Genomic DNA, 12,161 nt, shown 5'->3' with positions numbered 1-12,161 from the left:
GCGACCGATGCGTTCTAGATGACGCGTCCGCCGGTGGGGAGCGCGCTCCTGGACCAGGTGCGCGCGCTCGAGCGATCCCGCGGGTACGACCTGCTGGAGCAAGTGCCCCAGGCCACCGACCTCGAGCAGCGGGCGCTCGCCGTCGGGGACCAGGTCACGGCCGCCCGCGCGACCCTCGTCCGCGCCGACGTCGCGTGCTCCGCCGGGGCGCTCGACGAGGCCAGCACGATCGTGACCGCGGCGCTGCGCGTCGCCGAGGAGTCCGGCGACGGCGAACTCCTCGCGCGCACCCACTACCTCCGCTCCCTCATGCACCTGCAGGCCGGCGACCTCTCCGAGGCGCGCTGGCACGGCGTGCGGTCCCTGGAGGAACTGCCGCCGACCGCCCCCGCCTGGTTGCGGGCCGAGCACCTGCTGGGGCTGAGCGTCGTCCTGGACCGCTCGACGGACTCCTACGAGAACGTCATCGCCGAGGTCCTGGCCATCGCGGCGACCGAGGACGACCACTGGCTCGAGCTGTTCGCGCTCAACAACGCCGCGTGGGACCTCGTGGACCGCGGCTTCGTCGACGAGGCCGTGCGCCTGGTGGGCCGGATGCGGCGCGTGTCCACGCAGAACGGCCTGCGGTTGCGCAGCGCCGACCTGGACACGATCGCCACGATCGAGATGCGCGCGGGGCGGCTCGAGGACGCCTGGGACACCATCAGCCACGCGTTCCTGCCGGGAACCCCCGACGTCGGAGCCGACCACGAGCCCATCGTCCGGCTGACGGCGTTCCGCATCCTCATCGGCCTCGGCCGCGCGCAGGAGGCGCTCGAGCAGCTCCACCTCGCCCGCACCGTGGGGACGGAGCGGCACCTGCCCGGCGTCCTCGCCGAGGTGGAGGAGGCGGACGCGACCTACCGTGCGGCGCAGGGGGACTGGGAGGGTGCCTACCGCGCCCACGTGCGCTTCCACGACGAGCACGTGCGGTTGCAGGGCCGGCAGGACGCGGCCCGGGCGATGCTCGCCCAGGCCCAGTTCGACGCCGTCACGGCACGCCGCGACCGCGACCGGTTCCGCACGCTGGCGTTCACCGACTCCCTCACCGGGCTGCCGAACCGCCGCGCCGTCGAGGACCACGTCCGCGAGGTGCTGGAGGGGCCCGGGCCGGTGGCGGTCGCCATCGTCGACCTCGACCACTTCAAGCGCATCAACGACGAACGCTCGCACGACGCCGGGGACGCCGTCCTGCGCGACCTGGGCCACCTGCTCACGGAGTACGTCGTCGGCTCGCCCGGCAAGTTCGTCGCGCGCCTGGGCGGGGAGGAGTTCGTCGTGGTCTGGGACGGCTGGAGCGCCGGGTCCGTCCTGACGTCGGCCGAGACGCTGCGCGGTCTCGTCTCCGCTCACGACTGGTACGGCTGCACCACGGGGCTGCCGGTGACCGTCAGCATCGGTTTCGCGAGCACCGAGGAACCGTGCACGACGTGGTCCGAGCTCATGGCGCAGGCCGACGAGCGCCTCTACGACGCCAAGCGCGGCGGCCGCGACCGCGTCGTGGGACCGGCCGGTCTGCTACAGGGCGCCTGACGCCCGTCAGTCGGCCAACCGGAACGCGAGCCCGGTGTCCCAGAGGTCCATCCGCGGTTCCTCCGCCGGGTCGGTGAGGTAGTGCTCCACCCGGCACCCCCACACCTCGCCCTGAGGGGAGGGACGGACGTCTAACCGCAGGCCCTGGGCCTCCGTCCAGGCCAGCAGGTCCGCGGTCGCCCCGACGAGGGTGTCCGGGTGGCCGCGGTGGACGACCGTGACGTAGCGCCCGGCGGGCAGGACGTCCCGGTGCACGTCGTCGACGCGGTCCGCCAGGTCGAGCGCGTCCTCGGGCACCGGGACCCCCGCGACGACGACCATCTCGTGCGCCATGTCGATCACCTCGTAGCGCAGGAGCACGGGCCCCGTCGGGACCACGTCGTGCGCGAGGACGACGTCGACGAGTCCGGAGATGCGGTCGGCCACCAGCTGCATCGACGTCGTGGTGACGGCCCGCCGGGAGCCGAGGTACGGGACGGCGGGACGGTCCTCGACCGTCGGGTCCTGGCGCAAGGTCGTGTGCATGCCGGGTGGACCGTCCGGTTCCGTGGAACTCACCGGTCTCCCGGGGGTTTCCCCGGGACCGGTCGGCGGGCAGTGTGGGGGGATGGAGCCGCTGAGCGCCGAGGACGCCCTGGACGCCGTGCGTGCGGTGCTGCGCGCGCAGGGCGTCGTGGGAGGGGAGCCGTGGCGGAACGACGTCAGCGCCGCCGACGACGGCGCCTGGACGGTGCGGACGTGGACCGGCACCCGCACCCCGGGGCCACCCGACCACGTGCACCGCGTGTCCCCAGCGCCCGCAGGCTCGGCCCCGCGTGTCGAGCAGGTGTACCCGGTGCGGGCGCCGCGTCGGACGAGGGTGTCGCGGCAGCTGGACCACTCCGCCCCCGGGACCCTCGATCCCCCGCCGTGGCCGGCGCGGGAGGACCTGCCGCCGCGGCCCGACTGAGGCCGGCCCGTCAGCTGCGGTCCAACCGCCGCTCGACCGCCTCGGCGTCCTCCCGGGGCAGTTCGGGGACGTCGCGCAGCAACGGCAGCAGCCCGGGTTCGGTGGTGAAGGCGGCGAAGGCCGTCGCAACGGTGACGCCGTGCGCGGGGACGTCGACGACGCGGACGGGCGAGCCGGCCGTCAGCGTCCCCGGGGTCAGGACCCGCAGGTACGCCCCCGGCACGCGGGCGCGCGTGAAGCGCGGCACCCACTTCTCCTCGCCGAGCCACACCGCGAACGTCACGCACGGGATCCGCGGGCACGAGACCTGCAGGACGACGTCGCCGACCACCCACCGCTCGCCGATGACGGCGCCGGTGACGTCGATCCCGTTCGTCGTGAGGTTCTCCCCGAACGTCCCGTTCGTGAGCGGGCGCCCCAGCTCCCGTTCCCAGGCGTCGAGGTCCTCCCGGGCGTAGGCGTAGACGGCCTGGTCGTCACCGCCGTGGTTGGCGGTGTCGCTGATGTGGTCGCCCACGAGCCCGCTGCCGCCGACCCCCTTGGGGCCCGGTGCCCGCACCTCCACCGGCCCGTCGACGGGGCGCTTGTCGATGCCGCTCGTGCCCGACTTCGCCGCGATGGCCCGGCGCTCGCCGACGTTGACGCTGAGGATGCTCGACACCCCGCCACCCTAGGAACTCGTCGGGCCACCGGACAGCGGGTTTCCTCCGGGGTCCCGGGTGTCGAGGCCGTCGACCAGGTTCTTCGCGTCCAGCAGGCTCAGCCGCGGGTCGGCCGTGCGGAGGGCCTTGATGAGTGCGATCTGGTCGTCGCGGGTCCCGACGTCCACTCCCCGGTCCCGGGCCAGGCCCAGGAGCCGCTCGGCAGGCCACTCGAGGGCGGCGGCGCGGGACACCGCCCGGCGCCGCTCGTCCGCGGTCGTGGGCCCGCGCCGGAAAACTCTCCGCAGGCCGCGCACGGCGATGCCGAAGGCCGCGACCCAGAGGGCGGCCCGGATCCACTCCCGGTCCAGGACGTACCCGATCGCCAGGACGACGGTACTGACCGTCAGCGAGGCCCAGCCGGTCACCTCGAGGCGGTGGCCCCCGACGGGGAGGCGGGGAGCGGTCACCGACCGAGGATGTCAGCCGGCGACGTCCGCGAGCACCTTCCCGAGGTTGTGCTCGGCGATCTCCACCATGAACCCGGCGTCCGGGAAGCCCTGGGCGACGAGCCGGAGCGGACCCTCGACGAGCGACAGGTGCAGGGCCAGCCGGTGGAGCTCCAGGCGCGCCGAATCGAGGCCGGGGAGCCGCAGCCGCGCGTAGTGCTCGCCGAACCGCAGGTCCAGGAAGGCGTGCTCCCACTCCACGTCCGCCCACATCAACCCCTCGAGGTCGACGAGCACCGGACGTCCCGTCGCGTCGAGCAGGACGTGGTCCGGACCGAGTTCCCCGTGGACGAGGCCGTAGGCGGCGCCTTCGCGGGCGCCCACCGCTGCGACGCGGTCGAGCAGGAGCGTCTCGACCCGGTCGGCCGCGGCCGCCAACCGGGGCTCGCGGGCCGCCGCAGCGGTGAGGTGCCGGCGCGCCCGGTGGGCGACGACCTCGTGGAAGGGGAGTTGCGGCCCGGCGGGGGAGCCGGTGCGCAGGACCTTGCCCCACCGTGGGGCCGTCGTCGTGGCCATCCGGCCCAGGTGGTCGCGCAGTTCCGCGAGAACGGGAACCGCCGCCCCGGGGTCGGACGCCAGGAGCTCCTGCAGGGAACCTCCGGTGACGTCCTCGACGACCGCGCAGTCCACCTCGAGCCCCGCGCCGCGACGTTCGGCGTGCAGGATCCGCGGGACCCGGACGCCGATGCCGGTGAGCAGGTCGTGCGCTCCCGTGAGGAGCTCGAGCCCGTTGGCCGCCGCGAAAGGTTCGACGTCCGCGGCGGGGTCCTCCGACCCGTGCCACCAGTCCTCGTCCTCGTGCCACACGTAGATGACCACCGGTGGACCGCCCGACGTCCTGACCCGCAAGACGCCCTTCTTCGTCCCGCCCCGCAGCCGGTGCACGTCCACGACCTGCACCGGCCGGCCGAGGGCCCTGCGGCACAGCCGGTCGACCGTCCCCGGGTCCAGCGTTCCGGTCACGGGGTGAGCCGGTGCAGGTCGCGGGGGAACAACGTGCTGCGACGGATGTTGTCGAGGCCGGTCAGCCGCGCCACCCACCGTTCGAGCCCCAGGGCGAAACCCCCGTGCGGGGGCATGCCGTGGGAGAACGTGTCGAGGTAGCCGCGGTAGTCCTCCGGGTCCATCCCCCGTTCCGTCAGCGCGCGCACGTAGGCGGCGTGGTCGTGGAGACGCTGCCCGCCCGTCACGAGTTCCAGCCCCCGGAACAGCAGGTCGAACGAGTTCGTCCACCGCGGGTCGTCCGGTTGGGGGTGGGTGTAGAACGGCCGCTTCACCGACGGGTAGCCCTCGACGGCGAGGAACTCGCTGCCGTGCTCCCGCACCGCCCACCGGCTGAGGGCGCGCTCGTGCTCGGGTGCGAGGTCGGGTTCGTCGGGGGAGGCACCGACGAGGCGGAGCGCCTCGCTGAAGTGCACCACGGGGACCTCCTCGGGGACGACGGGCAGGTCCAGTCCGGCCGGACCCGTCCCGACCCGTTCCGCGACCGCGGCGACCATGCCGGCGAGCACCTCGCGCAGCACGGCCAGCACGTCGCGGTGGTCGTCGATGAAGCCGAGTTCCACGTCGAGCGAGGTGTACTGCGCGAGGTGCCGGACGGTGTCGTGCGGCTCGGCGCGGAACACCGGACCCGTCTCGTACACCCGCTCGAAGGCGCCGACCAGGGCCTGCTTGGAGAACTGCGGTGACTGGGCCAGGAACGCGGGACGCCCGAACCAGTCGACCGCGAACACCCCGGCCCCCGACTCGGTCGCCGTGGCGGTCACCTTGGGCGTGGCGACCTCCGTGAAACCCGCGTCGTCCAGGGTCCGCCGGAAACCCCGCAGGGACGCGGCCGCCACCTGCCACACCGCGTTCTGCGCCGGGTGCCGCCACGAGAGGGCCCCGTGGTCCAGCATCGTGGGCAGGGTCGCGTCCAGCGCGGGACGCCACAGCTCCAGCGGCGACGGGTCCGCCGGCGGGCTGAGGGCGGTGATGACGGGCGCCGTCACCTCCACGCCGCCGGGAGCCCGCGAGGTCGCCGTCGCGGTGCCCTCCACGCGGACGACCGTCTCCTCGGGCAGCGCCGCGAGCTGCCGGCGCGCGGCGTCGTCGGTGACGACGGTCTGCGACAGCCCCGACCGGTCGCGCAGCACGAGGAACGTGCGGTCCGCGAACGCGCGGCGTCGGTGGACCCAGCCCTCGACCCGCACGGGTCCGCCGGCGTGGGTGGGGAGAGCGGCGTTCAGAGTTCTCACGGGTCGTCGTGGCACGGGCACCTCCAGGAGTTCCAGCCCCGGGAGGTGTGGGCGATCGGGTTGCTCGCGGTGCCACCACACCTTCACCGGCCCGGGTCGGGCCGGCCTCGTCGGTCCGTCGCGGGGACCAGTCGTGCAGCTCGGAGGTCGTCACGCTCGTCGACACCGCGGGGACGACTGTAGGGACGTGCCGGTGCGCCCGTCGAGACCGTTTCCGCCGCGAGTTCGCCGTCGGCCCGCGGGGTCAGCTGCCACCATCGCCCGGTGGAGTCGAACCCCCCGGGTGCCCGCCCCTTCTACGGGGCCTTCGCCGACCTGTACGACCACGTCGTCACCGACCCCGTCGGCCCGTGGACCGAGGCCGTCGAGGGGGCGCTGGCGTCGCGAGGCGTGGAGCGGGGAACCCTCCTGGACGCCGGGTGCGGCACGGGACGGCACGCCGCGGCGTTCGCGGCCCTCGGTCACCAGGTCACGCTCCTCGACGCCTCGGCCGAGCTCCTCGCGGTCGCGTCCGCCCGCTGCCCGGGCAGCCCGGCCCACCTCGACGACCTGCGCGACCCGGAAGTGCCCGGCCCCTTCGACGTGCTCACCTGCCGGGGTGTGCTGAACGACCTCCTCGAGGACGGGGACCGCGACGCCGCGGTGCTCGCCGCGGCCCGCCTCCTGCGTCCCGGCGGCCTGCTCGCCCTCGACGTCCGGGAGGCCGGGCCCTCCCGGGAGAGGGCGGACGGCGCACCGCGCAGCACGACCGTCCACCGCGACACCGGCACCGCCGTGACGTTCTCCAGTCGGTCGCAGTGGGACGACGGGCTCCTCGTCGTGGCCGAGGAGCACCGCGAACACCGTCCCGACGGCACCGCGGAGGTTCGGGAGTTCACGTTCCGGATGCGTCCGTGGACCGAGCAGGAGGTGCGTGACCGGTTGAGCCGGGCCGGGTTCGTGGACGTCGTCACGGGCCCTGGCGTCGGCGGGCGGTGGGACCGGCTGTTCGTCACAGCGGTCCGGCGGGCCTGACCCGTCAGGTGCCCACCCACGGCGGCCCGGGCGCTACCGCGGCAGGTCGAACCAGATGGTCTTCCCGCGCGCTTCGGGCCGCACGCCCCAGTCCCCGGCGAGGACGTCGACGATCGCCATGCCCCGGCCGTGGACGGCGGAGGAGTCGGGGTGCCGGACGGCGGGCAGGGACGCGTTCTGGTCGCCCACCTCGACGTGCACGCGCACCGAGCTGACGGCCACGGCCAGCCGCACCCGGCTGCGGGCGTGCTCCACCGCGTTGGTCACGAGTTCGCTGACGAGCAGGACCGCGGTGTCGCAGACGGTCTCCGAGACCTCGAACTGCGCGCAGTGGTCCCGGACGAACGCGCGGGCCCGCGCCACGGCGCGGCGGTCGCGTTCCAGGTCCACCGAGGGGGGCACCGACGAGGGCACCGACCGGGCGATCACGGCACGATGGTGGACCATCAACCGCCGGCCCGCGCGGGTGGGGCGGCACTCGGTGCACTCCCGCGCAGGATCGACGACATGCGCTCGCCCCGGGCCACCTCGTCGACCGCGCGGCGCAGACCACCGGTGTCGTACCCGGTGAGCCAGGTGATGACCCCGTCGACGTCCCGGGCGTCGCGTTCCTGGCGCTCCACCTCCGTGACGTGGAGGGGGTGGATGCCGGCGAACGGGACGCCGGAGATCCGCTGTCGCGCCGCGGTATCCTCCCTCTTGAGGACTTCGTGCGGGCGTGGAGCCAGTCTGGGCCACCGCGACGGGCGGTGACCAGGGCCGGACCGCTCAAGGCGGACCCCGTGACGCTCGATGGGAGGGGGTGGATCCCGTCGCGTCCGCCCCGGACTGCCCGCAGTGCGGTCGTGCGCTGCGCCCGGAGGACGCGTAGTGCTCCCTCTGCTTCGCGCCGGCACCGCTGCCGACCTTCCGAGGGCCTGTCTGGATCCGCCGCAGCGACGACCCCGCCCCCGTCGAAGTGGTCCAGCACCGGTACTCCCGCTGGGCGGCCTCAGGCATCAGCTTCGGACCTCTGGGGCGGGTCCTGGCGTCCGTCACCCTGGTCGCGATCGGCCCGGTCTTCCTGTGGTTCTCGCAGGTCGGAGGCTGGTTGTTCTTCCTCATGTGGAGTGCGGTCTTCGTGCCGTGGGGAATGCGCGACGTCTGGCGCAAGGTGCGGGTCCGGCGCTGACGGCTCACCCTGGCGGGGTGACGACGCTCCGGCTGACCGCGACCGTCCTGGACACCCCCGACCCGCCGGCCCTGGCGCGGTTCTACCGCCACCTGCTCGGCTTCGAGACGGTGTCGGAGGACCCGGACTGGGTGGTGCTGCGGGGCCCGGACGGGCAGGGGCTGTCGTTCCAGCGCGAGTCCCGGTACGCCCGGCCGGCCTGGCCGGCGGCTCGGGGTGAGCAGCAGGTGCAGGACCACCTCGACATCGCGGTGGACGACCTCGAAGCAGCTGTGGCGCATGCCGTCTCGGGTGGGGCCGAGGTGGAGGAGTTCCAGCCGCAGGAGGCGGTGCGCGTCCTGCGCGACCCGCACGGACACCTGTTCTGCCTCTACCTGCCGGACTGACCGGGGGAGGCTGACGCGTCGAGGGGGTTGCCTGGTGGCCGACCCCCCGGCCACCAGGCTGTCACCCCTACGCCCGCGAGTCCGATGCGTCCTCTCCGACCCCCCGGTCGAGACGCACCCCCCGGACTCCCGGGTCGAACCGCCCGGCTGTCGACCCCCCGACGGCCGGACTCAGGCCTTGCGCACTGCGTTCCCCCCGAGTCCGTCGCGCCACCAGGCCCCCCGACCAGGACACGCCCCCCGGACTCACCCGCGACATCGCTGCGCGCACCGCGAGCGTTACACCCGTTCGGACGTGTCCTGGGTCACACACAGGAACGTCCCTGCCGAGGGGTCGAAGCCGGGCCAGCGACGGCTCGCCCAGTCGGCCCAGGACTGTCCCGCGGGAGGTGCGGGGACCGGGCCGCCGGCGAGCTCGGCCTCGGCGGGTGCCTCGAAGGAGGCCCGCCACTCGACGAGCTCGTCGTCGGAGATGGGGAAGGTGTCCTGCGGTCGTTCCCGCCACCGGCGCGCCACGCGCCCGCGCTGGACGTCGGCCTCGACGGCCAGGTGCTCGACGACGCAGGAGACCCCTGCGGCGCCGAAGACGTGCCGCAGGGCGTCGCGCTCGGCACGCGACCAGAACCCGAAGTCCAGGACGACGTCGACGCCGAGCGCCGCGGCCCGCAGACCCGTGGTGAGCAGCAGCCCCTCGACGGCGTCGTGTACCGGTGCGGGGTTGGCCCCGCCGAACAGCCGCAGCATCCACGCGTCGGTCGTCAGGCGCAGCGCGGGGCGCTCGCGCTCCAGGACGCGGGCGCGGGTCGTCTTGCCGGCGGCGGGGAGCCCGACGAGGAGGAACGCGGTGGCCACGGGACCAGCCTGCCGCCGCCCGGGCGGCCGCGCGAAGGGGTTGCGGGGTGGAACGGTGTCCAGCGCAGCGCTGGACACCGTTCCCGGCCCGGGGTGCAGGGCGCCGTCAGCTGACGAGCGCGCCCGTCGTCGCGGCGGGGGCGGACGTCGTGGCCTCGGCCGCGGCCACCTCGGTCTCGGCGAGCTTGCCGGCGGTGCTCTTCAGCGAGTACGTGGGGATCTGGAGACCCAGCGCAGCGCAGATGGTGTGGAACACCTCGGTGTTGTCGAGCAGCGTGGCGAAACCCTGCGAACCCGGGCCGGAGGCGCCGATGAAGACGTCCTCGACCGTGTGCACGCAGTTCGTCTCGTCGAGCGGCAGGTTGCCGATCTGGACGACGGAACCGGGGTCGCGGGCGGGGTTCGGGTAGGCCCGCTCGGTCACCGGGTCCTCCAGCGCCGGCTGCTCCAGGACGGCGTTGTGCGCGAAGTCGTCCGGGTGGTCCGGGTGGTTGGACCAGCCGAAGAACAGCTGCACGTCCGGGTTCGGGTCGTCGGGGAACCCGTCGCCGTTGGAGTCGACGTACGTCGGGAACCCGGCGTCGGCGTACACGCCGTTCTGCTGGCGCGCGGGCGAACCCTCCTTCGAGAGGGTGTGCGTCCCGGCGATGCTCATGGCGTGGTTGTGGTCGGCCGTGACGACGATGAGGGTGTCGTCGCGGTCCTTCGCCCACTCCTTGGCGGCGGCGAGCGCCTGGTCCAGTTCGATCGTGTCGTAGACCGCGCGGGGTCCGTCGAGCGGGTGCTCGGACTTGTCGATCGAAGCGCCCTCCACCATGAGGAAGAAGCCCTTGTCGTTCTTCTCCAGGACCTTCAGGGCGGCCTTCGTCATCTCGACCAGACCGGGCTGGTCGTCGAAGGCGCCGAGGACCTTCGGGTTCGGCGTGACCTGGCGGTCGATGTAGACGTTGAGGTGGCTCATCGTGAAGGTGCCCAGGAGCTTGTCCGGGGTCCCCGCCGCCATGACGGCGGCGAGTTCGGTCCGGGTGCCGGCGTAGGCGAAGCCCTTGTCCTTGAACTCCTCGATGAGGTTCCGGTCGTCCTTGCGCTTGGAACCCTTCTCCGACTGCGGGAGGAAGGTCGCGCGGCCACCGCCCATGAAGACGTCAGGCATCTGACCGGGCTCGAGGGCCTGGTCCATGATGCTGACGTACTCGGACCGGCGACGCGTGTGGGCGAACACCGCGGCCGGCGTGGCGTCCTGCACCTCGGCGGTGGTGACGATGCCGACGGACATGCCGCGGGCCCGCTTGAGGACCTCGGCCATCGTCTCGACGTGCGGGCTCGCGGCGGGGTCCTCGGAGTTCCCGGGGTAGACGCCCATCGCGTTGACCGCGGACTTGTGGCCGGTCATGTACGCGGACATGGAGTTCGCCGAGTCGGTGGCGATGGAGTCGCAGCCCGACGTGGTGACGTTCCCGCGGTGCTCCATGGTGTCCATCTCGAGCAGGGCCTTGTACTTGCCCTCCACGATGCCCTTGGACAGGATCCGCGCGCCGGTGATGGCGGCCTGACCCATGCCGTCGCCGAGCAGGAAGATGACGTTCTTGGCGGTCTTGCCCTTCGCGTCCGACAGGACGACCTCGTGGACGACCTCCTGCGAGGCCGACCCCTTCGAGGAGCTGACGGCGGCGGCGATGCGGTAGGTGCCCGCGGCGGGGTGGATGAGGTTCTTGAACGTCACCTCGACCGAGTCGGGCGCCGAGCTGGTGCGGACCGGGGCGGGGCTCAGCAGCGGGGCGGGGCCGCTGCCGTCGCTGACCTTGACGACGATCTTGGTCGTCTCGGGGTCGACGCCGGTCGCCTCGATGCGCAGGTCGAAGGTGGCGCCGACCTGGAACTTCGCGCGGTCGATGGGCAGGATGCGGACGGCGCTCCCGGTCGAGGTCGCGGCTTGCACGATGCGGCGCACCGTGGTGCCGAAGTGCGCGTCCTTGACGTGGAGCTGGGCCGGCACGTACGCCGGCGCGGCGGACGCCGAGGAGGCGTCCACCAGACCCTTGCCGAAGACGACGGCGGTCGCGAGACCGCCCGTGCCGAGCAGGCCGCGGCGGGTGAAGAACCCGCGCCGTTCCTGTGCTCCGTCCTCGGTGGGGGTGTTCTGCGTGTCGGACACGAGGGTCCTCTCGTCTGGGGTTCACCCGGCGCTGGGCGCCGGCTCCGGGGGCAGGCACAAGCTGACAGGGCCCCGGAAATGCCGGGCGAACTCACTGCGAACGCCGGGTGCACGGTGGGTGCCCCGAGCGGCACGCTCCGGCGGCGCGTTCAGCCGAGCAGGTGGTCCATCCGGTAGGCCAGCAGCTCGCGCAGGACGATCGACGTCGACGTCCGCCGGATGCCGCGGCAGCGCATGATCCGCTGGGTGATGTCGTAGACGTGGTCGGCGTCGCGGGCCGCGATCTGGATCATGAGGTCGGAGTCGCCGGAGATGCCGAGGCACTCGACCACCTCGGGGATGCGCGCGATGTCCTCGATGAGCCCGGTGAACTCGCTCTGCTCGACACCCGCTGTCACCAACGCGCGCATGGGCAGTCCGACGCGACCGGGGTCCAGACGAGTCGAGTTCGCCCGCAGGACCCGCTCGGCGCTCAGGCGTTCCAGGCGGCTGTGGACGGTGCCCCGGGCCAGTCCCAGGGTCAGGGCGAGCTGGGCCACGGTCGCCCGGGGATCGCGGTCCAGCGCGAGAAGGATGCGCCGGTCCGTGTCGTCGAGGGTGGTCACGTCGACCAGCCTAGGCGCATGATCCGCGGCTGGACTGGTCGGATCGACCAACGTGACGCGCGTCTCTTGT

The 12,161-nt window shown here is 73.5% G+C and carries 15 protein-coding genes; 5 read left to right on the top strand and 10 right to left on the bottom strand.

The annotated features are described in order from the left end of the window. The first annotated feature begins 18 nt into the window (after positions 1 to 18). Complete coding sequence (locus ACFEMC_RS20835; protein WP_380171465.1) at positions 19 to 1,572, top strand: diguanylate cyclase; 1,554 nt, start codon at positions 19 to 21, stop codon at positions 1,570 to 1,572. A gap of 6 nt (positions 1,573 to 1,578) precedes the next feature. Here the strand turns inward: ACFEMC_RS20835 and ACFEMC_RS20830 are convergent, their stop codons facing one another. Beyond that, complete coding sequence (locus ACFEMC_RS20830; RefSeq protein ID WP_380171464.1) at positions 1,579 to 2,097, bottom strand: GyrI-like domain-containing protein; 519 nt, start codon at positions 2,095 to 2,097, stop codon at positions 1,579 to 1,581. 82 nt (positions 2,098 to 2,179) lie between these two features. Here ACFEMC_RS20830 and ACFEMC_RS20825 point away from each other — a divergent pair, with 82 nt between their 5' ends. Continuing rightward, the gene (locus tag ACFEMC_RS20825; protein ID WP_380171462.1) at positions 2,180 to 2,521 is read left to right on the top strand and encodes a hypothetical protein; all 342 of its coding nucleotides are present in this window, start codon (positions 2,180 to 2,182) and stop codon (positions 2,519 to 2,521) included. A 10-nt stretch (positions 2,522 to 2,531) separates the two neighbouring features. Here the strand turns inward: ACFEMC_RS20825 and ACFEMC_RS20820 are convergent, their stop codons facing one another. Genes ACFEMC_RS20820 through aspS form a run of 4 tightly spaced genes read right to left on the bottom strand, consistent with a single transcriptional unit; the run spans position 2,532 to position 5,908 of the window. Continuing rightward, positions 2,532 to 3,182 carry an MOSC domain-containing protein gene (locus ACFEMC_RS20820; protein ID WP_380171460.1) on the bottom strand — a complete coding sequence of 217 codons (651 nt, stop codon included), beginning with the start codon at positions 3,180 to 3,182 and terminating at the stop codon, positions 2,532 to 2,534. 9 nt (positions 3,183 to 3,191) lie between these two features. Further along, on the bottom strand, positions 3,192 to 3,632 hold the full coding sequence (locus ACFEMC_RS20815) for a hypothetical protein (protein ID WP_380171458.1): 441 nt from the start codon (positions 3,630 to 3,632) through the stop codon (positions 3,192 to 3,194). 12 nt (positions 3,633 to 3,644) lie between these two features. Next, positions 3,645 to 4,634 (bottom strand): phosphotransferase family protein, encoded by a 990-nt coding sequence (locus tag ACFEMC_RS20810; protein ID WP_380171456.1) that lies wholly within the window; start codon positions 4,632 to 4,634, stop codon positions 3,645 to 3,647. Next, the gene (gene aspS, locus ACFEMC_RS20805) at positions 4,631 to 5,908 is read right to left on the bottom strand and encodes an aspartate--tRNA(Asn) ligase (RefSeq protein WP_380171454.1); all 1,278 of its coding nucleotides are present in this window, start codon (positions 5,906 to 5,908) and stop codon (positions 4,631 to 4,633) included. Before aspS ends, ACFEMC_RS20810 begins: the two co-directional genes overlap by 4 nt. A 264-nt stretch (positions 5,909 to 6,172) precedes the next feature. Here aspS and ACFEMC_RS20800 point away from each other — a divergent pair, with 264 nt between their 5' ends. Continuing rightward, positions 6,173 to 6,922, top strand: a complete 750-nt coding sequence (locus ACFEMC_RS20800; protein ID WP_380171452.1) for a class I SAM-dependent DNA methyltransferase — start codon at positions 6,173 to 6,175, stop codon at positions 6,920 to 6,922. A gap of 33 nt (positions 6,923 to 6,955) precedes the next feature. Here the strand turns inward: ACFEMC_RS20800 and ACFEMC_RS20795 are convergent, their stop codons facing one another. Next, entirely contained in the window at positions 6,956 to 7,351 is a 396-nt protein-coding gene (locus ACFEMC_RS20795) for an ATP-binding protein (RefSeq protein ID WP_380171450.1), read from the bottom strand. A gap of 17 nt (positions 7,352 to 7,368) precedes the next feature. Further along, positions 7,369 to 7,818 (bottom strand): DUF2200 family protein, encoded by a 450-nt coding sequence (locus ACFEMC_RS20790; RefSeq protein WP_380171448.1) that lies wholly within the window; start codon positions 7,816 to 7,818, stop codon positions 7,369 to 7,371. Positions 7,819 to 7,880: 62 nt separating this feature from the next. Here ACFEMC_RS20790 and ACFEMC_RS20785 point away from each other — a divergent pair, with 62 nt between their 5' ends. Both ACFEMC_RS20785 and ACFEMC_RS20780 read left to right on the top strand, forming a co-directional pair. Next, on the top strand, positions 7,881 to 8,093 hold the full coding sequence (locus ACFEMC_RS20785) for a hypothetical protein (protein ID WP_380171446.1): 213 nt from the start codon (positions 7,881 to 7,883) through the stop codon (positions 8,091 to 8,093). Between the two features lie 17 nt (positions 8,094 to 8,110). Beyond that, positions 8,111 to 8,479 carry a VOC family protein gene (locus tag ACFEMC_RS20780; RefSeq protein WP_380171444.1) on the top strand — a complete coding sequence of 123 codons (369 nt, stop codon included), beginning with the start codon at positions 8,111 to 8,113 and terminating at the stop codon, positions 8,477 to 8,479. Positions 8,480 to 8,758: 279 nt separating this feature from the next. On the opposite strand, the gene ACFEMC_RS20775 is transcribed toward ACFEMC_RS20780, so the two are convergent. The 3 genes from ACFEMC_RS20775 to ACFEMC_RS20765 form a co-directional block, all read right to left on the bottom strand. After that, entirely contained in the window at positions 8,759 to 9,331 is a 573-nt protein-coding gene (locus ACFEMC_RS20775; RefSeq protein WP_380171442.1) for an AAA family ATPase, read from the bottom strand. Between the two features lie 106 nt (positions 9,332 to 9,437). Then, complete coding sequence (locus ACFEMC_RS20770) at positions 9,438 to 11,486, bottom strand: alkaline phosphatase (RefSeq protein WP_380171440.1); 2,049 nt, start codon at positions 11,484 to 11,486, stop codon at positions 9,438 to 9,440. Positions 11,487 to 11,635: 149 nt separating this feature from the next. Further along, on the bottom strand, positions 11,636 to 12,091 hold the full coding sequence (locus tag ACFEMC_RS20765; RefSeq protein WP_380171438.1) for an Lrp/AsnC family transcriptional regulator: 456 nt from the start codon (positions 12,089 to 12,091) through the stop codon (positions 11,636 to 11,638). Between the last annotated feature and the right edge of the window lie 70 nt (positions 12,092 to 12,161).

Source organism: Kineococcus sp. DHX-1 (assembly GCF_042473625.1).
Taxonomy (GTDB): Bacteria; Actinomycetota; Actinomycetes; order Actinomycetales; family Kineococcaceae; genus Kineococcus.
Note: the sequence above shows the minus strand (reverse complement) of the source record. Positions and strands in the feature narration are given on the sequence as shown.